General features: G+C 69.6%; 25 protein-coding genes. 13 read left to right on the forward strand and 12 right to left on the reverse strand.

What is annotated here, in order from left to right:
* Nucleotides 1–33: 33 nt before the first annotated feature.
* The gene (galK, locus tag FFF93_RS04455; protein ID WP_138769988.1) at nucleotides 34–1,194 is read right to left on the reverse strand and encodes a galactokinase; all 1,161 of its coding nucleotides are present in this window, start codon (nucleotides 1,192–1,194) and stop codon (nucleotides 34–36) included.
* On the reverse strand, nucleotides 1,191–2,369 hold the full coding sequence (gene galT / locus FFF93_RS04460) for a galactose-1-phosphate uridylyltransferase (RefSeq protein ID WP_261375290.1): 1,179 nt from the start codon (nucleotides 2,367–2,369) through the stop codon (nucleotides 1,191–1,193). The genes galK and galT overlap by 4 nt, the downstream gene beginning before the upstream one ends.
* A gap of 83 nt (nucleotides 2,370–2,452) precedes the next feature.
* Between galT and FFF93_RS04465 the strand changes: the two genes are divergently transcribed.
* From FFF93_RS04465 to FFF93_RS04480, 4 genes are read left to right on the forward strand one after another with little or no spacing between them, the layout of a single operon-like run.
* Complete coding sequence (locus tag FFF93_RS04465; RefSeq protein ID WP_138769987.1) at nucleotides 2,453–3,406, forward strand: aldose 1-epimerase family protein; 954 nt, start codon at nucleotides 2,453–2,455, stop codon at nucleotides 3,404–3,406.
* A gap of 54 nt (nucleotides 3,407–3,460) precedes the next feature.
* Complete coding sequence (locus FFF93_RS04470) at nucleotides 3,461–4,789, forward strand: AI-2E family transporter (protein ID WP_186372227.1); 1,329 nt, start codon at nucleotides 3,461–3,463, stop codon at nucleotides 4,787–4,789.
* A 3-nt stretch (nucleotides 4,790–4,792) separates the two neighbouring features.
* Nucleotides 4,793–6,031 (forward strand): threonine ammonia-lyase, encoded by a 1,239-nt coding sequence (gene ilvA / locus FFF93_RS04475; RefSeq protein WP_138769986.1) that lies wholly within the window; start codon nucleotides 4,793–4,795, stop codon nucleotides 6,029–6,031.
* 9 nt (nucleotides 6,032–6,040) lie between these two features.
* Nucleotides 6,041–6,640 carry a rhomboid family intramembrane serine protease gene (locus FFF93_RS04480; RefSeq protein ID WP_138769985.1) on the forward strand — a complete coding sequence of 200 codons (600 nt, stop codon included), beginning with the start codon at nucleotides 6,041–6,043 and terminating at the stop codon, nucleotides 6,638–6,640.
* 54 nt (nucleotides 6,641–6,694) lie between these two features.
* Here the strand turns inward: FFF93_RS04480 and greA are convergent, their stop codons facing one another.
* A complete protein-coding gene (greA, locus tag FFF93_RS04485; RefSeq protein WP_138769984.1) occupies nucleotides 6,695–7,189 on the reverse strand; it encodes a transcription elongation factor GreA in 495 nt (164 codons plus the stop codon).
* Between the two features lie 213 nt (nucleotides 7,190–7,402).
* A complete protein-coding gene (locus tag FFF93_RS04490; protein WP_138769983.1) occupies nucleotides 7,403–7,861 on the reverse strand; it encodes a DUF4307 domain-containing protein in 459 nt (152 codons plus the stop codon).
* Nucleotides 7,862–7,992: 131 nt separating this feature from the next.
* Between FFF93_RS04490 and mca the strand changes: the two genes are divergently transcribed.
* The 4 genes from mca (at nucleotide 7,993) to FFF93_RS04510 (ending at nucleotide 12,189) form a co-directional block, all read left to right on the forward strand.
* Nucleotides 7,993–8,898, forward strand: coding sequence for a mycothiol conjugate amidase Mca (mca, locus tag FFF93_RS04495; RefSeq protein ID WP_138769982.1), 906 nt, complete (start codon nucleotides 7,993–7,995; stop codon nucleotides 8,896–8,898).
* 81 nt (nucleotides 8,899–8,979) lie between these two features.
* Nucleotides 8,980–9,354 carry a hypothetical protein gene (locus FFF93_RS17075; protein WP_261375291.1) on the forward strand — a complete coding sequence of 125 codons (375 nt, stop codon included), beginning with the start codon at nucleotides 8,980–8,982 and terminating at the stop codon, nucleotides 9,352–9,354.
* Nucleotides 9,329–11,515: a thioredoxin domain-containing protein gene (locus tag FFF93_RS04505; protein WP_261375293.1), complete on the forward strand. Its 2,187-nt coding sequence runs from the start codon at nucleotides 9,329–9,331 to the stop codon at nucleotides 11,513–11,515. Before FFF93_RS17075 ends, FFF93_RS04505 begins: the two co-directional genes overlap by 26 nt.
* The gene (locus FFF93_RS04510; protein WP_138769980.1) at nucleotides 11,512–12,189 is read left to right on the forward strand and encodes an HAD family phosphatase; all 678 of its coding nucleotides are present in this window, start codon (nucleotides 11,512–11,514) and stop codon (nucleotides 12,187–12,189) included. The genes FFF93_RS04505 and FFF93_RS04510 overlap by 4 nt, the downstream gene beginning before the upstream one ends.
* 144 nt (nucleotides 12,190–12,333) lie before the next feature.
* Here the strand turns inward: FFF93_RS04510 and FFF93_RS04515 are convergent, their stop codons facing one another.
* Nucleotides 12,334–13,077: a hemolysin III family protein gene (locus FFF93_RS04515; RefSeq protein WP_186372228.1), complete on the reverse strand. Its 744-nt coding sequence runs from the start codon at nucleotides 13,075–13,077 to the stop codon at nucleotides 12,334–12,336.
* A 154-nt stretch (nucleotides 13,078–13,231) separates the two neighbouring features.
* On the opposite strand from FFF93_RS04515, the gene FFF93_RS04520 reads away from it, so the two are divergent.
* Complete coding sequence (locus FFF93_RS04520; protein WP_138770542.1) at nucleotides 13,232–13,993, forward strand: isoprenyl transferase; 762 nt, start codon at nucleotides 13,232–13,234, stop codon at nucleotides 13,991–13,993.
* Nucleotides 13,994–14,227: 234 nt separating this feature from the next.
* A complete protein-coding gene (locus FFF93_RS04525; RefSeq protein ID WP_138769979.1) occupies nucleotides 14,228–15,670 on the forward strand; it encodes a PhoH family protein in 1,443 nt (480 codons plus the stop codon).
* Between the two features lie 427 nt (nucleotides 15,671–16,097).
* On the opposite strand, the gene FFF93_RS04530 is transcribed toward FFF93_RS04525, so the two are convergent.
* Nucleotides 16,098–16,748: a GNAT family N-acetyltransferase gene (locus FFF93_RS04530; protein WP_138769978.1), complete on the reverse strand. Its 651-nt coding sequence runs from the start codon at nucleotides 16,746–16,748 to the stop codon at nucleotides 16,098–16,100.
* 93 nt (nucleotides 16,749–16,841) lie between these two features.
* On the opposite strand from FFF93_RS04530, the gene FFF93_RS04535 reads away from it, so the two are divergent.
* Nucleotides 16,842–17,366, forward strand: a complete 525-nt coding sequence (locus tag FFF93_RS04535) for an A24 family peptidase (protein WP_138769977.1) — start codon at nucleotides 16,842–16,844, stop codon at nucleotides 17,364–17,366.
* A 9-nt stretch (nucleotides 17,367–17,375) separates the two neighbouring features.
* The gene (locus FFF93_RS04540; RefSeq protein WP_138769976.1) at nucleotides 17,376–17,846 is read left to right on the forward strand and encodes an NUDIX domain-containing protein; all 471 of its coding nucleotides are present in this window, start codon (nucleotides 17,376–17,378) and stop codon (nucleotides 17,844–17,846) included.
* A 117-nt stretch (nucleotides 17,847–17,963) separates the two neighbouring features.
* On the opposite strand, the gene FFF93_RS04545 is transcribed toward FFF93_RS04540, so the two are convergent.
* From FFF93_RS04545 to FFF93_RS04555, 3 genes are all read right to left on the reverse strand, one after another.
* Complete coding sequence (locus tag FFF93_RS04545; RefSeq protein WP_138769975.1) at nucleotides 17,964–19,400, reverse strand: class II fumarate hydratase; 1,437 nt, start codon at nucleotides 19,398–19,400, stop codon at nucleotides 17,964–17,966.
* A 61-nt stretch (nucleotides 19,401–19,461) separates the two neighbouring features.
* Nucleotides 19,462–20,079: a carbonic anhydrase gene (locus FFF93_RS04550; RefSeq protein ID WP_138769974.1), complete on the reverse strand. Its 618-nt coding sequence runs from the start codon at nucleotides 20,077–20,079 to the stop codon at nucleotides 19,462–19,464.
* A 10-nt stretch (nucleotides 20,080–20,089) separates the two neighbouring features.
* A complete protein-coding gene (locus FFF93_RS04555) occupies nucleotides 20,090–20,776 on the reverse strand; it encodes a DUF4245 domain-containing protein (RefSeq protein ID WP_395858418.1) in 687 nt (228 codons plus the stop codon).
* A gap of 211 nt (nucleotides 20,777–20,987) precedes the next feature.
* On the opposite strand from FFF93_RS04555, the gene glpX reads away from it, so the two are divergent.
* A complete protein-coding gene (glpX, locus tag FFF93_RS04560) occupies nucleotides 20,988–22,010 on the forward strand; it encodes a class II fructose-bisphosphatase (protein ID WP_186372267.1) in 1,023 nt (340 codons plus the stop codon).
* A 3-nt stretch (nucleotides 22,011–22,013) separates the two neighbouring features.
* Here the strand turns inward: glpX and FFF93_RS04565 are convergent, their stop codons facing one another.
* The 3 genes from FFF93_RS04565 to manA form a co-directional block, all read right to left on the reverse strand.
* Nucleotides 22,014–23,000: a hypothetical protein gene (locus FFF93_RS04565; protein WP_186372229.1), complete on the reverse strand. Its 987-nt coding sequence runs from the start codon at nucleotides 22,998–23,000 to the stop codon at nucleotides 22,014–22,016.
* Nucleotides 23,001–23,168: 168 nt separating this feature from the next.
* On the reverse strand, nucleotides 23,169–24,140 hold the full coding sequence (locus FFF93_RS04570) for a peptidoglycan bridge formation glycyltransferase FemA/FemB family protein (RefSeq protein WP_138769971.1): 972 nt from the start codon (nucleotides 24,138–24,140) through the stop codon (nucleotides 23,169–23,171).
* A 3-nt stretch (nucleotides 24,141–24,143) separates the two neighbouring features.
* Complete coding sequence (manA, locus tag FFF93_RS04575) at nucleotides 24,144–25,433, reverse strand: mannose-6-phosphate isomerase, class I (protein ID WP_138769970.1); 1,290 nt, start codon at nucleotides 25,431–25,433, stop codon at nucleotides 24,144–24,146.
* Nucleotides 25,434–25,444 lie beyond the last annotated feature (11 nt).

Below are 25,444 nucleotides of genomic sequence, written 5' to 3' on the forward strand. Positions count from 1 at the left end.
GGTCCGGCGCGGCCCAGGTCCGTTCGAAGCAGGTCAGGCCAGCCGCAGGGCTCCCGCGGCCGGGCGCACGCGGAAAATGTCCGGTGCCGCGTAACCAGCACCCGTGAAGGCGCTTGCGACGGTGGCCCGCAGCCTTTCCTCCGCGCCCGCCGGGGCAAGCGCGATCGCACAGCCGCCGAAGCCGCCTCCGGTCATCCGGGCGCCGATCGCGCCGGCGGTCCGGGCCGTGTCCACCGCCAGGTCCAGCTCGGGGCAGGAGATCTCGAAATCGTCCCGCATCGAGGCATGCGACGCGTCCAGCAGCGGGCCGATCGCCTGCGGCCCGGCACCCTCGAGCAGCTCCACGGTCCGCAGCACGCGGTCGTTCTCGGTGACGACATGCCGGACCCTGCGAAACGTCTCCGGGTCCAGCAGGCCGGCTGCCTCCTCGAGATCCTCGACCCCCACATCGCGCAGGGCCCGGACGCCGAGCACGTCAGCGCCCAGTTCACACGACGCGCGCCGAGCCGCGTAGCCGCCGCCGGCGTGCGAGTGCGAGACCTTCGTGTCGATCACCAGCAGCACCAGGCCAGCGCCCTCGGCGTCGAACGGCACCAGGCGGACGCCCTGGTCGCGGCAGTCGAGAAACACCGCCTGGCCCGCAGCGCCCCGGAGCGAGGCAGACTGGTCCATGATCCCGGTGGGGGCGCCGACAAAGTCGTTCTCCGCACGCTGGGTGGCCAGGACCATGTCCTGCGCGCTGAGGCCCGCGCCGGTCAGCTCGTTGAGGGCCAGGATGACGGCGCATTCTATGGCGTGCGAGGAGGAGAGTCCGGCCCCGCGCGGCACGTCCGAGTCGAGGAGCAGGTCCAGGCCCGGGACGGCGAGGCCCCGCTGCTGCAGGGCCCAGAGCACACCGAGCGGATACTTCGTCCAGCCCCTGGCCGCGGCGGGCTCCAAGGCCGCGGCGTCCGCCGTCGTCAGCCCCTGGTTTCCGAAGGTTGACAGCATCCGCACGGTGGAGTCGGGGCGGAGGCGGACGGCCACCCTGGCGGCCCGGTCAATGGCGAACGGCAGCACGAAGCCCTCGTTGTAGTCGGTGTGCTCACCGATGAGGTTGACCCGGCCCGGGGCCTGCCAGACGCCGTCGGGGGCGGCCCCGAAGACGGCCTCGAACCTGGAACGGAGTTCCGTGGTGCCGAGCGGGACGTTCATCGTGTGCTGCCTTCCGTGCCGGTGGTGTCCGCGGCGCCGCGGAGCCGCTCCGCGACGGCCTCCGGGGTGGTGTCGTTGATAAACGCCCCCATGGCCGCCTCGGAGCCGGCCAGGTATTTCAGCTTGTCCGCGGCGCGGCGGGGCGAGGTCAGCTGCAGGTGCAGGTAGCCGGCCGGGCGCAGCAGCTTATCCAGCGGCGCCTGCTGCCAAGCCGCGATGTAGGGCGTGGGGGTCGGGTAGAGGGCATCGAGGCGCCGGAGCAGGTCCAGGTACAGCCGCGCGAGTTCGTCTTTCTCGCCGTCGTCGAGGCCCGCGAGGTCGGCCACCTGCCGGTGCGGGACCAGGTGCACCTCCAGCGGCCAACGGGCGGCGAATGGGACATAGGCGCTGAAGTGCCGGCCCTCGAGCACCATCCGGCTGCCGTCGGTCCGTTCGGCGCGCAACAGCGATCCGGTCAGGGTGTCCCGGCCGCCGGCGTCGTCGTAGTACTTCCGGGCCGCGGCGGCCAGCACGGCGGCCCGCGGCGGAACATACGGGTAGGCGTAGATCTGGCCGTGCGGGTGGTGCAGCGTGACGCCGATCTGCGCGCCACGGTTCTCGAACGGGAACACCTGGCGGATCCCGGGCAGTGCGCTGAGCGCTGCGGTGCGGGCGGCCCAGGCCTCCACCACGGTGCGGGCCCGGACCTCGCCGAGGCCGCTGAAGGAGCCGGTGTGGTCCTGCGTGAAGGAGACCACCTCGCAGCGACCGTACGCCGGGACGCTGGTTCCCCACGCCGGCCGCGCAGGGAGCCGTCCGACGTCGGGCCCCAGGGAGGGGAAGCGGTTTTCAAACACCACAACGTCGTAGTCCGGCGCCGGGATCTCCGAGGGGTTCTCCGGAGTGCTGGGGCAGAGCGGGCACTCATCGGCGGGCGGGAGGTGCGTCCGGGACTGGCGGTGCGCCGCGATGGCCACCCATTCGCCGGTGAGCGCGTCGAAGCGCAGCTCGCCGGCGGCACTCCGGGCTCCGGGCGCCCTGAGGTCGGCGAAGCCCGGCCGCCGGCTGCCCCGCCGCTGCGCAGCCGCATCGGTGCCGCCGGATCCGCCGTCGGCGGCGCCGTCGGCGGCGTCATCAAAGTAATAGAGTTCCCGGCCGTCGGCGAGGGTGGCCTGGCTGATGCTGTGGGCGCGCATTCCATCATTCGATCAGACTTCGCGAGCTTCCGGCAAAGCCCCGCCGTGTGCGGGTGAAGACCCGGTTCGGTACCGTGGTGCCCATGGACCGCAGCGCTTCCCCCGAATCCCCTTCCGACGCCTCCGCCCGCCGCTACGCGAGCGGCCGGCAGTACGAGCTGCGCCGGGGCGACGCCCTGGCCATCGTGACCGAACTGGCAGCCGGACTGCGGCTGTACAGCCGTGCCGGGGTCCAGCTGACGGAGAGCTACGGGGACGACCAGATTTCCCCGGGGGCCGCCGGAATCACCCTGGCACCGTGGGCGAACCGCGTCGAGGACGGACTCTGGTACCTCGACGGGAAGAAACAGCAGCTGGACATCACCGAGGTGTCCCGCAATAACGCCAGCCACGGGCTGCTGCGCAACGCGTCCTACGAGCTCGTGGATGAAACGGAATTCTCGGTGACCCTGGAAGCGGCCGTTTTCCCGCAGCACGGCTACCCCTTCCTGCTCCGGCACCGGGTGCGCTACGAACTGGAGGGGGACCTGGGGCTCACGGTCCGGCAGACGCTGGTCAACGACTCCCAGTCGCCGGCCCCGTTTGTGCTGGGCGCCCACCCGTACCTGCGGCTGGGAGAGGTCCCGAGCGAGGACCTTACCGTGACGGTCAGCGGCCGCACCCGGCTGGTGACGGACGACCGCCTGATCCCGCGCGGCACCGAGCCGGTGGGCGGCGACTTCGACCTCCGGTCCGGCCGAGAGATCGACGGCCTCGTGCTGGATTGCGCCTACACCGACCTGGACTTCGACGGCGGCGTGGCCCGGAGCACGCTGCGCGCGCCAGACGGCCGCAGCGTGAGCCTCTGGCAGGACGAGCATTGCCGCTACGTCCATGTCTTTGTCACCGACACCTTCCCCGGCCGCACCAGGGCTGTGGCGCTCGAGCCGATGACGGGGCCGGCCAATGCCTTCAACAGCGGGGACGGCCTGGCCTGGCTGCCGGCGGGGGAGTCCTTCACCATGAGCTGGGGAATCACCGCCGCGCTCGAGGGCTAGCTGCGTTTGCCCTTCCCGTTTCACTTCGGCGGCGCACTGGGGAATTATGGGGCTATGACGCCAGCTGAGGACGCCACCCCCCGATCAGACTCCGAGCTCCCCGGGTATGCCGCCCCCGGGCTCTCCGCCCCCGCCGCGGACCCCGGACCGACGGCTGCCGGGACCGTGCCCGCACCCATGCCCCGCAGCGACCAGCCCCGCAGCGACCGGCAACTGGACGAGGACATCCCGTACGGGGTGCGGATCGCGGCGTCATGGGCGTGGAGGATCGGACTCATCCTGGTCGTCGCCGCTGCGCTCATCTGGCTGCTGAGCAAGATCACCTTCCTCATCATCCCCGTGATGGTCGCCGCGCTGCTGGCCGGGCTGCTCAGCCCGATCACGCGGTGGCTTCGCCGGCGCCGGGTGCCCAACGGCGCCGCCGTGGCACTGACCGTACTCGGCTTCATCGGGCTCATCGCGGGCGCCCTCGCCCTGGTCGGCCGCCAGCTCACCGCCGGCTTCGGCGAGCTCTGGAGCCAAGCGCTCACCGGCGTGGAGCAGGTCCAGACCTGGCTGGCCGAGGGCCCGCTGCACCTGACAGCAGCCCAGATCGACACCTACATCAAGGAAGGCACCGCGGCGCTGCAGAACAACAGCAGCAGCATCCTCAGCGGGGCGCTCACCTTCGGCAGCACCGCGGGGCACTTCGCCGCCGGGCTCCTGCTGGCGCTCTTCGTCCTGATCTTCTTCCTGCTCGAGGGCGACCGGATCTGGGGCTTCCTGGTCCGGCTGATGCCGCGGAAGGCCCGCCGGGCCGTCGACGGCGCCGGCCGCCGCGGCTGGACCTCGATGGTCAGCTACGCACGGATACAGATGTTCGTCGCGTTCGTGGACGCCGTCGGGATCGGCGTCGGTGCCGCGATCATCGGCGTCCCGCTGGCCCTGCCGCTCGGTGTACTGGTCTTCATCGGCTCGTTTATCCCGGTCGTCGGCGCGCTCGTGACCGGCGCCATCGCCGTGCTGCTGGCGCTCGTGGCCAACGGGCTGGTCAATGCGCTGGTGATGCTCGGCATCGTGCTGCTGGTCCAGCAACTCGAAAGCCACATCCTGCAGCCCCTGGTGATGGGCAAGGCCGTCTCGCTCCACCCGGTGGCCGTGATCCTGTCCGTGGCCGCCGGTTCCTACCTCGCCGGGATCCCAGGAGCCCTGTTCTCGGTCCCGATCCTCGCCGTAGCAAACTCGGCCGTTCGGTACATTGCGGGCAGAACGTGGGAACATGATGATGAGCTGGCTGCCGCGAGCCCCCAGGGATCCCCTGCACTCGCCGGCGCCGGCGAGGACCCGAGCTTCAGGGAGGTCCACCTCCCTGGCGCCGATGCCGGAACCCCCAAAGGAGACTAGTTCGTGAATACCCTCGAGAGCCTGCCCGTCACGCTGGACGATGTCCTGGAGGCGCAGAAGCTGCTCGACGGGATTATTACGCGGACCCCGGTGGAGTCTTCCCGGGCCCTCGGCAGCATCGCCGGCGGCGAGGTCTACTTCAAATGCGAGAACCTGCAGCGCGCCGGTTCCTTCAAGGTGCGCGGCGCTTACGTCCGGATGGCCAAGCTCTCCGTCGAGGAGAAAAAGCGCGGCGTCGTGGCGGCGTCGGCCGGCAACCATGCCCAAGGCGTCGCCGTCGCGGCGAAGGCCCTCGGCATCAAGGCCCGCATCTATATGCCGCTGGGGGTCGCCCTGCCCAAGCTGGCCGCGACCCGCAGCCACGGCGCCGAGGTGGTGCTGCACGGCCACAACGTTGATGAGGCGCTCGCCGAGGCCAAGCGCTACGCCGACGAAACGGGCGCCGTGTTTGTCCACCCCTTCGACGACGTCGACGTCGTCGCCGGCCAGGGGACCGTCGGCCTGGAAATCCTCGAACAGATCCCCAACGTGGACACCATCCTGATGGGCGTCGGCGGCGGCGGGCTGCTGGCCGGCGTCGCCGTCGCGGTCAAAGCCCGGGCCAAGGAACTCGGCCGGAACATCCGGATCATCGGCGTGCAGGCCGAAAACGCCGCCGCCTACCCGCCCTCGCTGGCCGCGGACGCGCTCGTGCCGCTCAAGCGCGTCTCCACGATGGCCGACGGCATCGCCGTGGGCCGGCCGGGGCAGCTGCCGTTCAGCATCATCCGCGAGCTCGTGGACGACGTCGTTACGGTCAGCGAGGACGCACTGGCCCGCGCGCTGATCTTCCTGCTCGAGCGGGCCAAGATGGTGGTCGAACCGGCCGGCGCCGTGGGCGTGGCCGCCCTGATGGAGGGCAAGATCGAGAACCCCGGAACCACCGCCGTGGTCCTCTCCGGCGGCAACATCGACCCCATGCTGATGCTCAAGGTCATCCAGCGCGGCCTCTCCGCCGCCGGCCGCTACATGACCGTGCGGATGATGCTTGATGACCGCCCGGGCTCGCTGGCAACGATCGCCCGGATCATCGCCGAAAACGATGCCAACGTCACCGGTCTGGACCACACCCGGGTGGGCGGTTCGATCAGCATGGGCGACGTGTCCATCACGGTCAACCTCGAAACCAAGGGCCACGAGCACTGCGAACAGGTCCTGGGCGCGCTCCGAGCCGAGGGTTTCCAGCCGATCGTGGTGCACTAGGCGGTCGCGGTGCTCGACGCGTCCAAGGGGGAGCGGCGCGGTGACACCCCCGCCGTCCGAGCCCGCCGGGGACTTCAGGTGGTGGGTTCGTTCGTGCTGCTGCTCTACGCGATCGAGTTCCTCAACGCCCTGATGCTGCACTCACTCAACAGAACCTTCGGGCTGCGCCCCCGCACTCCGGACGGGCTGCTGGACATCCTCACGTTTCCGCTGCTGCACGCCAACCTCGCCCACCTGCTCTCGAACACGCTTCCGCTGATCATCTTCGGGTTCCTGGTTTTCCTGTCCGGAGCGCGGGTCTTTGCCACCGCCCTCGCCTCGAGCTGGCTGGGATCGGGCGTGGTGGTGTGGCTGATCGGCGGCTACAACATCACGGTGGGCGCGTCCGGGCTGGTCTTCGGGCTCTTCGCGTTCCTGCTGGTGCGCGGCTTCTTCAACCGCCACTGGGGGCAAATCCTGCTCTCCGTATTGCTCTTTTTGGCCTACGGCGGGATTCTTTTCGGGGTGCTGCCCACCGTGGCGGGTTATGTTTCCTGGCAGGCGCACCTGGGCGGGGCCGTCGGCGGAGTGGTGGCGGCGCTGCTGCTGAGCCAGCGCCGGCCGGCTTAAACATCGACGCCGGCCCTCCCGCAGGGGGAGGGCCGGCGTCGGGAGCTGGTGCGACTAGCCGACGTACGGCTTGGCGGAGATGATCTCCACCGTGATGTCCTTGCCGTTCGGGGCGGTGTAGCTGAGCTTGTCGCCCTCCTTGTGGCCGACGATGGCCGAACCCAGCGGGGACTTCTCGCTGAAGACGTCCAGCTCGGAGTCACCGGCGATTTCGCGGGAGCCGAGCAGGAATGTCTCTTCGTCCCCGGCGATCTTCGCGACCACGATCATGCCGGCCTCAACGATGCCGTCGTCGGCCGCGGCTTCACCAACGTGCGCGTCGCGCAGCAGCACGGTGAGCTGGCGGATGCGCGCCTCGATCTTGCCCTGCTCTTCCTTGGCTGCGTGGTAGCCGCCGTTCTCCTTGAGGTCGCCTTCCTGGCGGGCAGCTTCGATCTTCTGAACGATGTCTGCACGGCCGGCGCCGGAGAGGTGGTCCAGCTCTGCCTTCAGGCGGTCAAAAGCTTCCTGGGTGAGCCAAGCTGCAGTTGCGCTGTTGGTGGTCGACACGGACTTCTCCTTTTGATGGTCAAACAAGCTGGTCAAACAAGCAAAGACCCCGCCACGGTGGCCACTTATGGATCTCAGTAACCAGCTCAGCGGGGCAGGGGTATTGATCCATTGTAGTCAATGCTGTGGATAAACCCAAGAACCGCTGCGGTGCAGGTCACACCGTGTTACGGCGGCCGCCCTTTTTGACCGCGGGTTAACGGCCGGGCGGCGCTACTTGGCGGCGTCCGGGATCCAGCAGTTGTCCACGACGGCTGACACGGCCTGCGATTCGGTGTGCAACCTCACCCGGTGCACCGTGGTGCGGCCGCCGTCGGTGCCCGCATCGGCGGCGTTGGGACCGACGTCGAGGACCTTCCAGCCGACCACGGCGAACTTCGAGTCGAGGGCCTTGACCGCGCACTTGGCCGCAGTCCCCGGATTCTTGGTGACCTGGAAATCAATCTCGGCCAGGGTGGCGTCGGGGGTGCTGTAGCCGATGTCCTTGAAACCGACGGACTCGGTGGCCGCCGACGTCGAGATCCAGGCCATAACGCCGATCCCGGCGGCCAGGGCAACGATCAGGAGGTTCCGCTTTGCCTTGCCGCCCAGGGCACGCTTTTGGCCGCCGTAACGATTGGCTAGGCTGGTAGGTGCCGGCGCGGGCGCGGCAGGCTGCTCCTCAGAAGTCACCAGTCCAGTTTAGTGTGGATCGGGCCGGGGAAAATCCGCACCCATGTTCCGCCCCGGCACCCGGTCCAGCACCGAATCCGCACTAGAAATCCGCAGTAGATATCCGCAGTAGAAAGAGGAGCCGTCCGACGATGACAGCGTCCCCCAGTCAGCCGGCCCCGCTCAGGCTGCTAGCCGTCCATGCGCACCCCGACGACGAGTCCAGCAAGGGTGCGGCGACGATGGCCATGTACGCCGCCTCCGGCGTCGAGGTGATGGTGGCCACCTGCACCGACGGTTCCCGCGGAGACATCCAGAACCCGGCGATGGAGAGTGCTCCGCACCCCAAGCGGGACATGGCCGGCGCCCGCCGGTTGGAGATGGCGAACGCGGCCAGGGTTCTCGGGATCCGCCAGCGCTGGATTGGCTTCGTCGACTCGGGCCTGCCGGAGGGAGACCCGCTCCCGCCGCTCCCGGTCGGTTCCTTCGCGACGCTGCCGCTGGAGCGGGCAGCGGCGCCGCTGGTCCGGCTGGTCCGTGAGTTCAAGCCGCAGGTCATCCTCAGCTATGACGAGAACGGCGGCTATCCCCACCCGGATCACATCATGGCGCACCGCGTCGCCGTTGAGGCCTTCGAGGCCGCCGGCGACCCGGCGAGGTACCCGGGCACGGGGGAGGCCTGGGCCCCGGCCAAGCTCTACTACGATCGCGCCTTCAGCCCGGAACGCTTCCGCGCCCTGCACTACGCCCTGGAGGAGGCCGGGCTGCAGTCGCCCTACGCCGAACGGCTCGCCGCGTGGCTGGAGGCCGACGCGGAGGGCCACACCCCGCCGGCACCCACCCATCCCACTACCACGCAGATCGAGTGCGGGGACTACTTCGAGGCCCGCGATGACGCCCTGCGCTCGCACCGGACCCAGATCGACCCGGAAGGCTTCTTCTTCGCCGTATCGCCGGAGATGCAGCGGCAGACCTGGCCGTGGGAGGACTACTCGCTGATCCAGTCCCGGGTCCCCACCGAGGTGCCCGAAACGGACTTCTTCGCCGGGCTAAGATAGATCCAGCAGGGACTTCTATGCCGCGTAGAAATGCGGCAGGCAAAGTTCCGCAAAAGACGCTCCCCACAGAAGGTTTCCACCGTGCATTCCTTGCTCACCGCCCTGGCGACATCCCCGTCGCCCGCACCGTCGCCGTCGTTGCGCCCCGGGCTCGACCAGGACCAGGTCACCCCGGGCCTGCTGGGCTTCCTGCTGACCGCGTTCATTGTTGTGCTCACGGCACTGCTGATTGTGGACATGGTGCGCAGGATCCGCCGGGTCCGGTACCGCGCGCAGGTGGAGGAAGAACGTGCGGGGGCGGACGAGTATGCGCAGTTTGAGGCGGCCCAGCACGGTGCCGGCGGCGACTCCGGCCGGCCCGGAGACGGCGGCCGGACCGGCGGGGACCGGCCCGGCACCGACGGCGCGGACACCCGGCCGGAAGCCAACGGTGACGCCGGACCCGGGACCCGCTGAGCGCGGCTCCTCCGAAGCCTGGCCCGGGGCGTCCAACGCCCTGGGCGGGGAACCCTCTGCCTACCTGCGCCAGCACGCCGGCAACCCCGTGCACTGGCGCCCCTTCGGCGACGAAGCCTTCGCCTTCGCCGCGGCCCGCGATGTCCCGGTGTTCCTCTCGATCGGCTACGCGGCGTGCCACTGGTGCCACGTCATGGCCCACGAGTCCTTCGAAGACCAGGACACCGCCGACTTCCTGAACGCCAACTTCGTCGCCGTGAAGGTGGACCGGGAAGAGCGTCCGGACGTCGACGCCGTCTACATGGCCGCCACGCAGGCCATCAGCGGCGAGGGCGGCTGGCCGATGTCCGTCTTCCTGCTGCCGGACGGCCGGGCCTTCCACGCCGGGACCTACTATCCGCCCCGGCCAATGCCCGGCCGGCCGTCCTTCCGCCAGGTGCTCGGCGCGGTCCGCGAAGCCTGGCTGGAACGCCGCAGCGCCGTCGAAGCGAACGCCGACGCGCTGGCACGCGGCATCGCGGCCGCGCAGGACGGCACAGCCGTCCGGCTGGACGCGCCGGCGCCGGACCTGGACCCGGAGCTGCTCTCCGAAGCGGTACGTGCCCTCGCCCGCTCAGAAGACGCGGCGGGCGGCTTTGGCGCGGCGCCGAAGTTTCCGCCGTCGGCCGTCCTGGAGTTCCTGATCCGCCACGCCGCAGTGCCGTCCGCGTCGGCTGAGGCGGCCCGGGACCTGGCCGGGCGCACGCTCGCCGCGATGGCGCGCTCGGCCCTCTTCGACCAGCTCGACGGCGGCTTCGCCCGCTACTCCGTGACGCGGGACTGGTCCGTGCCGCACTTTGAGAAAATGCTCTACGACAATGCCCAGCTGCTGCGGGTCTACGTCCACTGGATCCGCCTCGGCGGCACCGCCGGGTACCCGGCCGGGGATGCCGCCGCCGTCGCCGGCAGCACCGCGGACTGGATGCTAGCCTCGCTGGGGCTCGGCGGAACCGAGGGGCAGGACGGAACGGCCCCCGCGGCGCTGGCTTCATCGCTCGACGCGGACACCGTGGTGGACGGGGTGCATGCCGAGGGCGCCAGCTACCTTTGGACCCCAGCCGAACTGGCCGCCCTGCTGGGGCCGGCGGACGGTGCCGCGGTGGCGCGCCTGATGCACGTGCACCCCACGGCTACCGTCTCCGAGGCCGGGTCGCCGCTGCATCCTGGCCGGGCCCTGGACGGTCCGGACACCGGGTTGTGGCAGCGGGTGCGGCCCGTGCTGCGCGGAGCCCGCGCGGCGCGGCCGCAGCCGGCCCGGGACGACAAGGTGGTGGCCGGCTGGAACGGGCTGGCCGTCGCGGCCCTGGCCGAAGCCGGCGCCGTGCTGGACCGGCCCGAACTCGTGGACGCGGCGGAACGGATAGCCGGCTACCTTGAACGGGTGCACTGGACCCCCGGCCAGGGGGCGGAACCGGGCAGGCTGGTCCGGGTCTCCCATGACGGGACGGCCCGCGGCATCGGCGGCCTGCTGGAGGACTACGCCTTCTGCGCCGAGGGCCTGTTCGCGCTCTACGCCGTCACCGGGCGGACCCGCTGGTACGACCTCGCCGAAGCCCTCGTGGCAGCCGCCGGCTCCCGGTTCGCCGCCGATGGAATGCTGCGTGACACGGCCGGCGAATCACCGCAGGTCTTCAACGCCCAGGGCCGCCGAGCGGGAATGGATCCGTTCGACAACGCCACCCCCAGCGGTGCGGCCGCGTTTGCCGGGGTCCTGCTGACCGCGTCCGCCCTCACCGGATCTGCGGAACACCGAGCCATGGCGGGGAACATCCTGTCCCTGCTGCCGCCTCTTGCCGCCCGTGCTCCCCGCGTGGCCGGCTGGCTGCTGGCCGCGGCGCAGGCCGCACTGGCGGGCCCGCTGGAGGCCGCCGTCGTCGGGCCCGACACGCCGCAGCGGACGGCGCTGCACCGGACACTGCTGCAATCGCCGAGCCCGGGACTGGTGATCGCGCTGCAGGACCCGTCGGGGGAGTCCGACGACGGCCGGGTCCCCTTGCTGCGCGGCAGGGAGGCCGCGCCGGACGGGGCAGCGCAGGCCTACCTGTGCCGCGGCATGGTCTGCCAGCTGCCGGCGCGTTCTGTCGAGGCGCTCCGGGAACAACTGGCTAGCATGGCTGGATGACTTCTTCCCCGGTGGCCCCGGACGCCTTTGAACTGGTGGTTTTTGACTGCGACGGCGTCCTGGTGGATTCCGAGGTGATCGCCGTCCGGGTAGACCAGCGGGTGCTGGCCGATCTCGGCTGGGAGCTGGAGATCGAGGAAATCGTCCAGCGCTTTGTCGGCAAGAGCGAGGCCAACTTCATCGCCACCATCGAACGGGAGCTGGACATCGAACTGGCCGACGGCTGGGACCGGACCTACCAGCAGTGGTACCACGAGGCCTTCGAACGGGACCTCGCGGCCGTCGACGGCATCGAGGAGGCCCTGGACCGGCTCCGGCTTCCGCACTGCGTTGCCTCCAGCGGCAGCCACGCGAAGATGCAGCGCACCCTGGGTCGGACGGGGCTGCTGCACCGTTTCGCCGGCCGCATCTTCAGCGCCACCGAAGTTGCCAACGGCAAACCCGCGCCGGACCTGTTCCTGCACGCGGCCGGAACGCTCGGAGCCGCCCCGGAGCGCTGCGCCGTCGTCGAGGACAGCGCGTACGGCGTCCAGGCGGCGCGGGCCGCGGGGATGCATGTCTTTGCCTACGCGGGCGGCGTGACCCCGGCAGGCCGGCTGGAAGGCCCCGGCACGACCGTGTTCCGCGACATGCGCCAGCTCCCGGAACTGATCGCCGCGGGACGGCCGGGCTAAGGGCCGACCCTGTCGCCGGATTTTCCCCGGGTTCGACGGCGGCGGACGGCGTGTCGGGGCGGAGTCCCGGCGGGTCCCGGCGTCGGGCCTTCAAACGTGGGGAGAATCCGCGCAGCTGCGGCCCGGGGTGTACGGCAGGAGGCCTCAGCCCAGGACGGCGATCGCAATCCCGATGTAGTGCGCGGCGAAGGCAAAGACCGTGAAAGCGTGGAACAGTTCGTGGAAGCCGAAATGCTCGTAGCTGAAGTTCGGCTTTTTGAGGGCGTAGAAGACGGCGCCGGCGATGTACAGCGCGCCGCCGACGCAGATAAGCACGGCGGCCGGGACGCTGGCGGCGAAGAAGTCGGGCAGGTAGAACAGCGCGCCGCAGCCCAGGGCGATGTAGATCGGCACATAGAGCCAGCGGGGGGCGTGGGTCCAAAGCAGCCGGAAGAGCACCCCCAGCACCGCGCCGGACCAGATCACCCACAGCAGCAGCACGGCCTTGGGCCGGTCCAGGAGCGCCCAGGCCAACGGGGTGTAGCTGCCGGCGATGACCAGCATGATGTTGGTGTGGTCCAGCCGTTTCAGCACGATCTTGACGCGCGGGGACCAGTTCCCGCGGTGGTAGACGGCGCTGACGCCGAAGAGCAGGACGCCCGTGAAGGCATACACCGCCGACGCGATCTTCAGATCCGCGGTGGGGGCGAGGAGCACCAGGACCAGGCCGGCGGCAAAGGCCAGCGGCGCGGTGACGGTGTGGATCCAGCCCCGCCACTTCGGCTTGATCATCAGCAGCTCGGCGATCCTGACGGCGGCGTCATCGACCGGGCCGTTGCCGCGGCCCGAGGGGCCAGGTGCATCGTTTGCGGACCGCTCGGATCCGGGCTCCGGACTGGTGCTCTCCATGCCGCCATAATAACCTACGGCCCAGTAAGTTACTCGTCGGTAACAATGAGGGTGCCGGAAAATGACGCCTGCGGTGTGCGCGGCGGGGGCCTTGCGGCGGGTAGCCTAGGAATGCACTGCCGTCAGACCTCAAGGAAGCCAGGTGAATCTCCGGATGGAACTGCCCGGGTTCCTGTATGGCTTCTACGAGCGGAAACTCCAGCGGTCCCTTGACCCGGAGCGGATCCCCCGGCACATCGGCGTGATGGTCGACGGCAACCGCCGCTGGGCCCGGCAGTTCAACGCCCCCACGAGCCAGGGCCACCAGGCGGGCGCGGACAAGATCCACGAATTCCTCGGCTGGTGCCAGGAGCTTGGGGTCAAGGTCGTCACGCTGTACATGCTCTCCACCGACAACATGAACCGCTCGGGCGAGGAGTTGGATCTGCTGATGGGGATCATCGCCAACACCCTGGACCGCCTCGACGAGGACGCCGACATCTCGGTGCACGCCATGGGTGCGCCGGAGCTCCTGCCCGACTACCTCGCCGAGCGGCTGCACAAACTCACGGCCCGCACCCCGGCGCACGAGAAGATCCACGTGAATGTCGCCGTCGGCTACGGCGGCCGCCGGGAGATCGTCGACGCCGTCCGCGAACTGCTGCATGACGCCGTCGCCCGCGGCGCCGACATCGGCAAGCTGGCGGACGAACTCAGCGTGGACGACATCTCCCGCTTCCTCTACACCCGCGGCCAGCCCGATCCCGACCTGGTAATCCGTACCTCGGGGGAGCAGCGGCTGTCCGGGTTCCTGATGTGGCAAAGCGCCTACAGCGAGTTCTATTTCTGTGAGGCCCTGTGGCCGGCGTTCCGCAAGGTGGACTTCCTCCGCGCCCTGCGCGACTACGCCGGCAGGCAGCGCCGCTTCGGGGCGTGAACGGTTAATCCGCGCGTCACCTGATGTCTTCAAGAATCGCCGAAAAATAGTCCGGCAATCGTCGCGCCGCGGACGTACGTTAATCACATCAGCGGGCAAACCGCCGGCTGATCGGGGAGGCCAGTACATGGAGCGGAAGTTCGCACCGGATGTATGGGAGGCCGCGTCCGGCCTCACGGCCGAGCCGCCTCACCAATAACAATTCCGGGCCGGCGGCCCGGGGCTGGAGTCGATGTGGCTATTTCTGAAGTATTGCCCGACGTCATTTCCGACCAGGGCAAGAAGGCTACCTCTCGCGCCAAGCGAGCCACTTCCACGACCGGCGCAGCGAATCCCGACGCTGCGGCCGGTCTTGCTGTTTCCGGGGAAGGGACAGCAGAGCAGGAAACCGCCCGAAGCTACGTAATCGACACCTCCGTGCTGCTCTCGGACCCGCGCGCGCTGCTGCGGTTCGCCGAGCACGAAGTCATCCTGCCGATCGTGGTCATCACCGAGCTTGAAAGCAAACGGCACGACCCGGAGCTGGGCTACTTCGCCCGCAAGGCGCTGCGGCTCCTCGATGACCTCCGGGTGGAGCACGGCGGCCTGGACCGCCCCATCCCGCTGGGCCATGACGGCGGCACCCTCATGGTGGAGATGAACCACATCTCGGCCGAGGTGCTGCCGGCCGGCTTCCGCGGCGGCGACAACGACAGCCGGATCCTCGCCGTCGCCAAGAACCTCGCCAACGAGGGACGCGACGTCACCGTGGTCTCCAAGGACCTGCCGATGCGGGTCAAGGCCTCCGCCATGGGCCTGCTCGCGGACGAGTACCGCAACGAGCTGGTCAAAGACTCGGGCTGGACCGGCATCGCCGAAATCGACGCCGCCGAGGACGAGGTGGCCACCCTCTACGGCCACGAGCCGGTCTTCATCCCGGCCGCGGCCGAGCTGCCGGTGAACACCGGGCTGGTCCTGCTGTCCAGCCGCGGTTCGGCCCTGGGCCGCGTCGGGGCCGACAAGCAGGTTCGCCTGGTGAAGGGGGACCGGGACGTGTTCGGCCTGCACGGCCGCTCCGCCGAACAGCGTCTGGCCATCGACCTGCTGATGGACCCGTCCGTGGGGATTGTCTCCCTCGGCGGCCGCGCCGGCACCGGGAAGTCCGCCCTGGCCCTGTGCGCCGGCCTCGAGGCGGTCCTGGAGCGCCGTGAGCACCGCAAGGTCATCGTGTTCCGACCCCTGTACGCCGTCGGCGGCCAGGAGCTCGGCTACCTGCCCGGGTCCGAGTCCGAGAAAATGAACCCGTGGGCCCAGGCCGTCTTCGACACCCTCGGGGCGCTGGTCAGCCAGGAGGTGGTCGAGGAGGTCATGGATCGCGGCATGCTCGAGGTTATGCCGCTCACGCACATCCGCGGCCGCTCCCTGCACGACGCCTTCGTGATCGTGGACGAGGCGCAGTCCCTCGAGAAGAACGTGCTGCTCACGGTGATGAGCCGGATCGGCCAGAACTCCAAGATCGTGCTGACCCACGACGTCGCCCAGCGCGATAACCTCCGGGTGGGACGGCACGACGGCGTCGCCGCCGTCGTCGAAACCCTCAAGGGCCACCCGCTCTTCGGGCACATCACCCTGACCCGCTCCGAGCGCTCGCCGATCGCGGCTCTGGTGACGGACATGCTCGAGGGGGCTGAGATCTAGGGCAACGTCTGTTTGGGGCCGTGGCCGCGTTCGCCGGGCCTCGGCCCCTTTGCCGTGTGGCGTGGCCGCGTTCGCCGGGCCTCGGCCCCTTTGCCGTGTGGCGTGGTCGGGTCCGCCGGGCCTCGGCCCCTTTGCCGTGTGGCGTGGTCGGGTCCGCCGGGCCTCGGCCCCTTCGCCGTCGCTTAGACACAACGACGGCGACCCGCTGCGGTCGCTGGGCGACCTCCGGGGCCGCCGTCGTCGCGATGCGCGACTACGCGAAGGGGCCGCGGCACGGCTCGTGCGTCCGTCACCCTCGCGGGGACGCGGTGGGCCGCGTAGGAGCGCATCGCCGACCAGAGCGGAGCGAAGGTCCCCCAGCGACCGCGGCGCAGCGACGGGAGGTGTCTAAGCGACGGCGGGGCGCCGTGGCCCCGCTCGCGGGGTCCTACAGGCCGATGCCCAGGTGCTTGGCGGTGGGTTCGTGGCCTTCGACTTTCAGGGTCCAGTCGGGGCGTTTGAAGGTGGCGGGCGTGAGGCGGACCCGTTGGGCGTCCCGGAGCTGGCCGCCCCAATTGGCGCGGGTGGTGCCGTTGAGTTCGTAGCCGAGCGAGCGGGAAACGCCCAGGGATTGCTGGTTCCAGGCGGCTGCCTCGGATTCGGCGACCTCGGCGTCGAGCCAGTCGAAGGCGTAGAGGGCGACGGCGGCGCGCATTTCCTTGCCTAGTCCCTGGCCCTGCACGCTCTGGGTGAGCCAGGAGCCGGTGCTGACCGTCTTCAGGGTGGCGAAGTCCTTGGCCCCGAGGTCCTGGCAACCGATGAACTCGCCGTCGTGCCAGATGCCCAGCAGCAGGGTCCAGTCCTGCGGCGACATGGTTCCGCGGCAACGCCAGTACCACTGCGCCATGTTCGGCCCCAGCTCCTCGGCGGGGGATTCGGTCCAGGGCGTGCTGAAGGGGCTGCGGCCGGGTTCGTGGATGCCGCTCCGGGCCGCCCGCACCGCTGCCGGGATATCTTCGTCTCGGATGGGACGGAGCGTGAGGCGGGGCGTGGTCAGGGTGAGGCCAAAGGGCGGCCAGTAGCGGGCGAGTTCAGTCATCCGGGAAGCCTAGCGGCGGGGAGCAGGGGCCGCCAGTCACATCAACCCGGCGGGGAGCGGCGCGGGCGCGGCAAAAACCGGTAGCATCCGAGGGTGATCCATCGTCTCGGCGAACTCGGGGGAGCCGCCCCGCTGGCCTTCTGGCTGGTGCTGCTGGCGTGCGCGTACTTCGCCGTTATGGCGGCCCGGCTGACCGTCATCGACATCCGGCACCACCTGCTCCCCAACCGGATCATCTTTCCCTCCTATGCGGTCGCGGGTGTGCTGCTGCTTGGCGGCGCGGCGGCCGACGGCGGCGCGGGACTGTTCGGTGTGCCCGGACTCCGGGTCCTGGCCGGCGCCGCGGTCCTCTGGCTGTTCTACTTCCTGCTGCGCGCCGTCTACCCGCCCGGGATGGGCTTCGGGGACGTCAAGCTTGCGGGGGTGCTGGGCCTTTACCTCGGGTTCCTCGGCTGGGCCCACGTCTTCGCCGGGACCTTCGCGGCCTTCCTGTTCGGCGGACTCTGGAGCGTGGCCCTGCTCCTGACGCGGCGCGGAACGCTGAAGTCGGACATCCCGTTCGGCCCCTTTATGCTGGCGGGCACGGCGGCTGCGATGCTGCTGCTGCCCGCGGGCTAGGCTGGCGGCATGGCCACTCCGGACTTCATCCTGAAACTGCGCGAGAAGATCGGCCACGAGTCGCTGTGGATTCCGGGCGCGCGGGCGGTGGTCTTCGACGACGCCGGCCGGGTCCTGCTCGGCCAGCGGGCGGACAACGGCCAATGGGGGCTGATCACCGGGATCCTGGAACCGGGCGAGGAGCCGGCGCCGGGGCTGCTGCGGGAGGTCCTGGAGGAAACCGGGGTGGTGGCCGTAGCCGAACGGCTCGTCTCGGTGGATGCCGTCGGTCCCACCACTTATCCCAACGGCGACGTCTGCCACTTCCTGACCCTGGTCTTCCGGTGCCGCTTCGTCTCGGGGGAGGCGCGCGTCAACGACGATGAATCCCTCGCCGTGGGATGGTTCCGGCCCGAGGAGTTTCCCGAGCTGATGCCGGGCCATCTGGAGGCCATTGAGCGCGCGCGGGAACCGGACGGCGCGGCGCACTTCCGCAGCTGAGCTGCCGACGGACTGACCGGCCCGGCGCCGGTTAAAGCACGACGGCGGTCGGCGCCTTTCGCTGGAAAGGTGCCGGCCGCCGTCGGACACGCTGCCCGCAGGAGCAGGCGGTGGGGGCTAGGCCTTGTGCGGCGGCCGCGTCATGGACATGACGTCCAGGGCGGTGTCCAGCTGCTCTTCGGTCAGCTCGCCGCGCTCGAGGAAGCCCATCGCCACCACGGTCTCGCGGATCGTCAGGCCCTCGGCGACGGCCTTCTTGGCGATCTTGGCGGCGTTCTCGTAGCCGATGAACTTGTTCAGCGGCGTAACGATGGACGGCGAGGCCTCTGCGAGGAAACGGGCCCGCTCGACATTGGCGGTGATGCCGTCAATCATCTTGTCGGCCATAACACGGCTGGTGTTCGCCAGCAGGCGGACGGATTCGAGCAGGTTGGCGGCCATCACGGGGATGCCGACGTTGAGCTCGAAGGCGCCGTTGGTGCCGGACCAGGCGATGGCGGTGTCGTTGCCGATGACCTGGGCGCAGACCATGATGGACGCCTCGCAGATGACCGGGTTGACCTTGCCGGGCATGATCGAGGAGCCGGGCTGCAGGTCCGGGATCGCGATTTCGCCGAGGCCGGTGTTGGGGCCGGAGCCCATCCAGCGCAGGTCGTTGTTGATCTTCATGAAGGAGATCGCGATGTTGCGCAGCTGGCTGGACGCCTCGATCAGTCCGTCGCGGTTGGCCTGGGCCTCGAAGTGGTCGCGGGCCTCGGTCAGCGGCAGCCCGGTGTCCGCGGCGAGGAGCTCGATGACACGCTCCGGGAAGCCGGCCGGGGTGTTGATGCCGGTGCCGACGGCGGTGCCGCCGAGCGGAACCTCGGCAACGCGGGGGAGGGAGGCGTTGATGCGTTCGATGCCGTAGCGGACCTGCGCGGCGTAGCCGCCGAACTCCTGGCCGAGGGTGACCGGGGTGGCGTCCATTAGGTGGGTGCGGCCGGACTTCACGACGTCCTTGAACTCGACGGCCTTGCGCTCCAGCGACTCCGCGAGGTACCCCAGTGCCGGGATCAGGTCGTTGATCAGGGCGGACGTGGCAGCCACGTGGACCGAGGTCGGGAAAACGTCGTTGGAGGACTGCGAGGCGTTGACGTGGTCGTTCGGGTGGACCACCTTCTCGCTGCCGGCGGCCTTGAGCGCACGGGAGGCGAGCTCGGCCAGGACCTCGTTGGTGTTCATGTTCGAGGAGGTTCCGGATCCGGTCTGGAACACGTCGATCGGGAAGTCGCCGTCGTACTTCCCGGCGGCGACCTCGTCGGCGGCGTCGGCGATCGCCTGGGCCAGCTCGCCGTCGAGCACCCCCAGCTCCGCGTTGGCCTGGGCGGCAGCCTTCTTGACCCGGGCGAGGGCCTCGATGTGGGCGCGCTCCAGGGTCTTGCCGGAGATCGGGAAGTTTTCGACCGCACGCTGCGTCTGGGCACGGTACAGCGCGTTCACGGGGACGCGGACTTCGCCCATCGTGTCGTGTTCAATGCGGAACTCTTCAGTGTTCAAATCTGCTGTGGAAGTCATGGGGCTAGCTTATTCTGCCCAAGCGTCCCACCGAAAACCGTGAACCGGCGCTGAAGCGGGGCTACTGGAGCTCGCCGATGCCGGAAACGAGATCCGCGCGGCCCTCGGCGAGGCGGTAGGCCAGCCCGATCACGGCGGCGCGTCCACCCTCGACGGCGTCGGAAATCACCCGGGAGCTGTCCACGAGGCGCTGCGAGGTTTGCTTGACGTTCTCCACGACCATGTCGTTGACGTCATGCTGGTCGTTGCGCATCGAGGTCAGCACGGCGGGAGTGATGCGTTCGACCAGGCTGCGGATGAACCCGGCCGGCATCTCTCCGGTCTCCACGGCGTTCTTGGTGGCGATGACCGCGCCGCAGCTGTCGTGGCCGAGGACCACGATCAGGGGCACGCCGAGGACGCCGATGCTGTATTCGATCGAGCCGAGGACGGCGTCGTCGATCACCTGGCCGGCCGTCCGGACGACGAATGCGTCCCCGAGGCCGAGGTCGAAGATGATTTCGGCGGCGAGGCGGGAGTCGGCACAGCCGAAGATGACGGCAAAGGGGTTCTGGGTCTCCACCAGCGAGGAGCGCCGCGAGGCGTCCTGGTTGGGGTGGGAGGATTCACCGGCGACGAAGCGTTCGTTGCCTTCGCGCAGCCGGCGCCAGGCGAGGGCGGGAGTCAGGTAAGTAGCCACGGCCCCTACTTTACGGCGTGGGGGTGGCCGAGGGTGAAACTGTTGCTGCCGGGGCGTCCAGCGCCTTCACGACGGCCGCCGCGAGCACGGAAAACTCCTCGAGCTGAGCGGGGCCGGTCAGGACCACGGTGGTCCCGCGGTAGTCGAGCACCATGGACTTCTCGCCCTTGCCGGTGTCACGCAGTTGCCAGTCGCGCCCGCCGGCGGTCCGAGTCCCGGTCACCGGGGCGCTTTTGGTCTGCTGCAGCAGCCACGTCGGATTGGACTGGCGGGTCTGGACCAGCCCGATGAAGGAGTCCTTGGGCGTCAGGTAGCCGACTTCCCAGGTGGCCACGCCGCTGCCTGTGCCGGACTCCCAGCGGGCGTAATTCGAACGGAATGTGTCGCCGGTATCCGGCGCCACCGGTGTGAATCCGGCCACACCCGCCGCGTTTTTCGCGATGGCGCTGACGTTGATGTCCGGATGGTAGCCGTCGCTCTTCGGCGACGGGTTCATCAGCACCACCGGCAGGAAGGCGGCGATGCTCAGGACCAGCGCGATGATCATGCCGATCACCGAGGCATTGGCCCGCTTGGCGGCGGCCGCGCGGATGACGGGCTTCACGGGCTGGCCGCCGGCGGCGCCTTCGGCGCCGGGTGCTGCTCCGCCGGCCGGCGATCCGGGGGCCTTGGGCGACGTGTCCTGCAATTCATTCACCCCTCTATAGTCGCCCATTCCGGGCCGATCTCACATTCGACGGGAGGGTGCCGGCCGGTGCCGGGCGGTTCACGGTGTGGTCATTCCATGACCGATCGCGGCCGCCGCGACTATGATCAGTTACAGACGGATCACCGTGGCGGCCGGACCCCGGATGCCCCGGGTTCAACGATCGCCACTCGAAGAAGAGGTTCACGTGTCACCAGCGTCCATGACCCAGAAGTACTCCACGCTTTCCCCGTCGCTCGCCGTCGGAATCGATGAGCCTGACCGCAACCTTGCTCTGGAACTGGTCCGCGTCACCGAGGCCGCGGCCATCGCCGGCGGCCACTGGGTCGGATTCGGCGACAAGAACAAGGCCGACGGTGCCGCCGTCGACGCCATGCGCTCTTTCCTGCAGACCGTCCACTTCAACGGCGTCGTGGTCATCGGCGAAGGCGAAAAAGACGAAGCCCCCATGCTGTTCAACGGCGAGCGTGTCGGCGACGGCACCGGCCCCGAGTGCGACGTCGCCGTCGACCCGATCGACGGGACCCGGCTGACCGCCCTCGGCATCAACAATGCTCTGGCCGTCCTGGCCGTGGCCGAGCGCGGCTCCATGTTCGACCCCTCCGCCGTGTTCTACATGGAGAAGCTCGTCACCGGCCCGGAAGCTGCCGACATGGTTGACCTGCGCCTGCCGGTCAAGCAGAACCTGCACCTCATCGCCAAGGCCAAGGGCGTCAAGGTCAACCAGCTCAACGTGATGATCCTGGACCGCGACCGGCACCGGCCGCTGGTCGAGGAAATCCGCGAAGCCGGCGCCCGCACGAAGTTCATCATGGACGGCGACGTTGCCGGCGCCATCGCGGCGGCCCGTGCCGGCACCGGCGTCGACGCGCTGATGGGCATCGGCGGAACCCCGGAAGGCATCGTCGCGGCCTGTGCGATCAAGTCCCTCGGCGGCGTCATCCAGGGCCGGCTCTGGCCCACCAGCGACGAGGAGAAGCAGAAAGCGATTGACGCCGGACACGACCTGGACCGGGTGCTCTCCACCAACGACCTGGTCTCCAGCGACAACTGCTACTTCGCGGCCACCGGCATCACCGACGGCGACCTGCTCAAGGGCGTGCGTTACTCCAAGGACAAGGTCCTCACCCAGTCCATCGTGATGCGCTCCAAGTCCGGCACCATCCGCTTCGTCGACGGCGAGCACCAGGCCAGCAAGTGGGAGGGCTACGCCCGCAAGCACTAGCCGTCACAGCGCGCGAAAGTACACTTGGGGCCCCGAATCCAGCCGGATCGGGGCCTCAAGTGTACGTTCGGCGCGCAGGCTGCGGCCGAGGGCGGCCCGCACCTTCTCGATGACGAAGGGCCGATCGCCGTCGAGGTCCTCCTTGAAGACCCGCACTTCCTTCCAGCCGAGGGCTTCCGTCATCGCCAGCCGACGGCTGTCGCTCTGCTGCTGCCTTGGGTCGGCGTGGTGGGCGCCGTCGTACTGAAGGGCGACGTAGTGCTCCGGGTAGGCGGCGTCGGGCCAGACGCAGGCCTGGCCCCACGTGTTGCGGATGATGTGGTTCAGCACGGGTTCGCCCAAACCTGCCCGGCACAGAATCAGCCGCATTTTCGTTTCCTGCGGTGAGTCGGCGCCCACCCGGATGTCCGGCAGCGCCGCCCGCGCGGTACGCACCCCGCGCATTCCGGGATGCGCCGCAACGATCCGTTGAAGCTCCGCCGGGGCGGCCAGGGCGGACCGGGGCGCGGGGAACTCCGGCCCGTGGGCGACGACGATGGAGTCGCCGGCCGCCACAAGCTCGTCGGGTGTCAGGATGGCAGCAAGATCCAGCCAAGTCCGGGCCGGCGAGGTCACCCGGAGCCCGTCCACGACCACCACCTCGCCGGGCAGGAAGGTCAGGCGGTGTCCGACGACGTTGCGGCGTCGCGGTTTGCTGCTGTCACGTTCGCGGGCCACATGGATCCGCCAGTCCTCCTGCAGCCACCCGGGCAGGCCCATGGCCCAGAACCGTCCGCCGGAGTGGTGGGTCAGTGTCGACTCGTCGTCGAGGGCGGAGAAAGCGCGAAGGCTCGCGGCGGGGTCGTCCGCGGCCGCGGGAACCCGGATGCCGCGCGAGGGCACATAGACATCGGGCCGGCGGGTCCGCTTGCGGGAGATGCCCGCGGCATCGGCATCCCGGGCGGTGAAGGAGCCGGCAAGCAATTCCGGCGGCAGCGGACGACGGGCCATGCTTCAGTGTGCGCCGACATGAACCGGTCAGAGGGGTTATCCACAGCTCCCGACGGCTGCCATCGCGCGAACGTACACTTGGGGCCCTGAAAACAGGGCTCCGAGGGGCCCCAAGTGTACGTTCGCGCCGAGGCGAGGGGCCTCAAGTGTACGTTCGCGCCGGAGGGGTTACTTCCGGAGGCGGGCGCGCAGGGAGTTGACGAGCTTCTTCCCTACCTGGGCGGCCTTGCGGGCGAGTTGGTAGGTGCCGTAGCGAAGCTTCTTCACCGGCAGGTCCCAGGTCCCCGGGAAGGCGATTTCGCGGCCGCCGAAGGATTTCTTGAACGCCGTGAAACCGGCCCACTTGTGGTCGGGCTGGTCGGCCGGAGCCACACCCCAAAGGTCCACATGCTGCAGGCCCTTTTCCTTAGCGTCGGCCATCAGCGTCACAAGCAGCGGGATTCCCGCGCTGAGCTTCCGGTGGGTGTCGTCCAAAGCGGCGTGGGCGTAGGTGCGGGTGTCCGCCGAGTCGTACGCCAGGGCCGCGGCGATCGGCTCGCCCTCCAGTTCCGCGATGAACAGGGTGGCCGCGCCGGCGGGCATCAAAGACCGTGCCACCTGGCTCAGGTACTCGTCGCTTTGCGGCTTGAAGCCGTTGCGGGCCGCGGTCAGGTGCAGGAACTTCAGCAGCACGGAAATCTCCGCCGGGTCCTGGCTGGACCGGAACGTCACACCCTTCTTGTGGATGTTGCGGTACAGGTTGCGGTTGACCGGCTTCATGTCCGCCAGGACGTCCTTGAAGTCGCGGTCCAGGTCCACGATCCAGCTCAGTTCGGGCTGCAGGTTCGCCGGGGCGGGACGCAGCCCGCGGCTGCGCAGCACGGTGCCGGCGTCGGCGCTGGTGAAGCCCGCGTCGACCGGCTCCACCCGGACGAACACCGCCCCGCACCGGCGTGCCAGTGCGGTCAGGGACTCAAGCGCGGCGTCGAAGGCGTCAAGGGAATCGGCCAGGGGCCCGTAGGGCACATAGAGCAGCTTGCCGGCGGGGTTGCTTTCCTCGATGGCCAGGAATCGCCAGCCCGGTCCCGCCTCTTCGTGGACGGTGCGGCCCAGGGCGCGCTGTACGTCGGCCCAGTGCGGGCCCTGCAGGAAGTAGTCCACGGCTCAGGCCTTCATTCCGGTAGTAACGGCAAAGGCCACGGCGGGCCCGGTGGCACCGGCGACGGGGTGCACGTTAACCGGCGCCTCGGCGGCCGGCAGGAACGCGGACGCCCCGTGATCCAGCTGCAGGTCGCCCTTGGGGGAGTCCAGCAGGACTGAGCCGGTGACCACGATGATCACGGCGGCTCCTGACTGCGCGAGCGGGACCGGCTCCGCGCCCGGAAGCAGTTCCACCCGTTGCAGCGCGAATTCCCGGAACGGAGGGCGGAAGAGCTCCTGACCCAGCATCGTGGTCTCGGCGGAGAGCATGGGCACGCCAACGGCCTCAAAAGCGACCGTCTTCAGCAGCTCGGGGACGTCCACGAATTTCGGCGTCAGCCCGCCGCGGAGCACGTTGTCCGAGGAGGCCATCACCTCGATGCCCAGGCCGCGCAGGTAGGCGTGCACGTTCCCGGCGGGCAGGTACACGGCCTCGCCGGGGGCCAGCGAAATCCGGTTCAACAGCAGCGAGATCAACACACCGGGATCCCCGGGGTAGTCCCCGTTGAGGTTCACCACGGTGGTCAGCTCCGCCACGTGGGCCCCCATCGGGGCGCCGGAGACAAGGGCGGCGACGACGGCGGCCGTCGCCGCGGAGACATCCTCGCCGCCGGCGATCAGCCGCTCGAAGGCGGACCGCAGCGCGGCCGGTTCGTCCGGTCGCGCGAGATCCTCCAGCAGCTGCGGGATCAGCGGCGGCAGGTCCAGGCCTGCCAGCTCGAAACAGTCCGCCAGGTGTTGGAAGATGGCCCGCGACGCCGCTGCCGGCCGGAAGCCGCACAGCGCTTCGAAGTCCGTCAGGGCGAAGATCATTTCCGGCTTGTGGTTGTCGTCCTTGTAGTTGCGGGTCGCGGCGGCATGGTCGACGCCGGCGGCTTCCTCGCGGGCGAAGCCGGCCCGAGCCTGCTCCAGTGTCGGATGCACCTGCAGGGACAGCGGCCGCTCGGCGGCTAGGACCTTGAGCAGGAACGGCAGCCGCGGACCGAACTCGGCCACGCTATCCCCGCCCAGGTGGTGCACCGGGTCGCTGGCGATCAGGGCGTCGAGCGCCAGCCGGTCGCCGTCGCCCGTGGCGCCAGCGGCAGGAGCGGCTGCCGCGGCGTCCCTGGTGACGACCACGGAGGGCGAGTCCGGGTGGGCGCCGACCCACAGCTCGGCCTCCGGACCGCCGGAGGCCGGCCGGCCGAGCAGGCCGGCGATCGCGGTCTTGGACCCCCAGGCGTAGGGCCGGAGGACGTTCTCGAGTGCGTACATGGATCCTTATC

It is taken from the genome of Arthrobacter sp. KBS0702, from assembly GCF_005937985.2.
Taxonomy (GTDB): Bacteria; Actinomycetota; Actinomycetes; order Actinomycetales; family Micrococcaceae; genus Arthrobacter.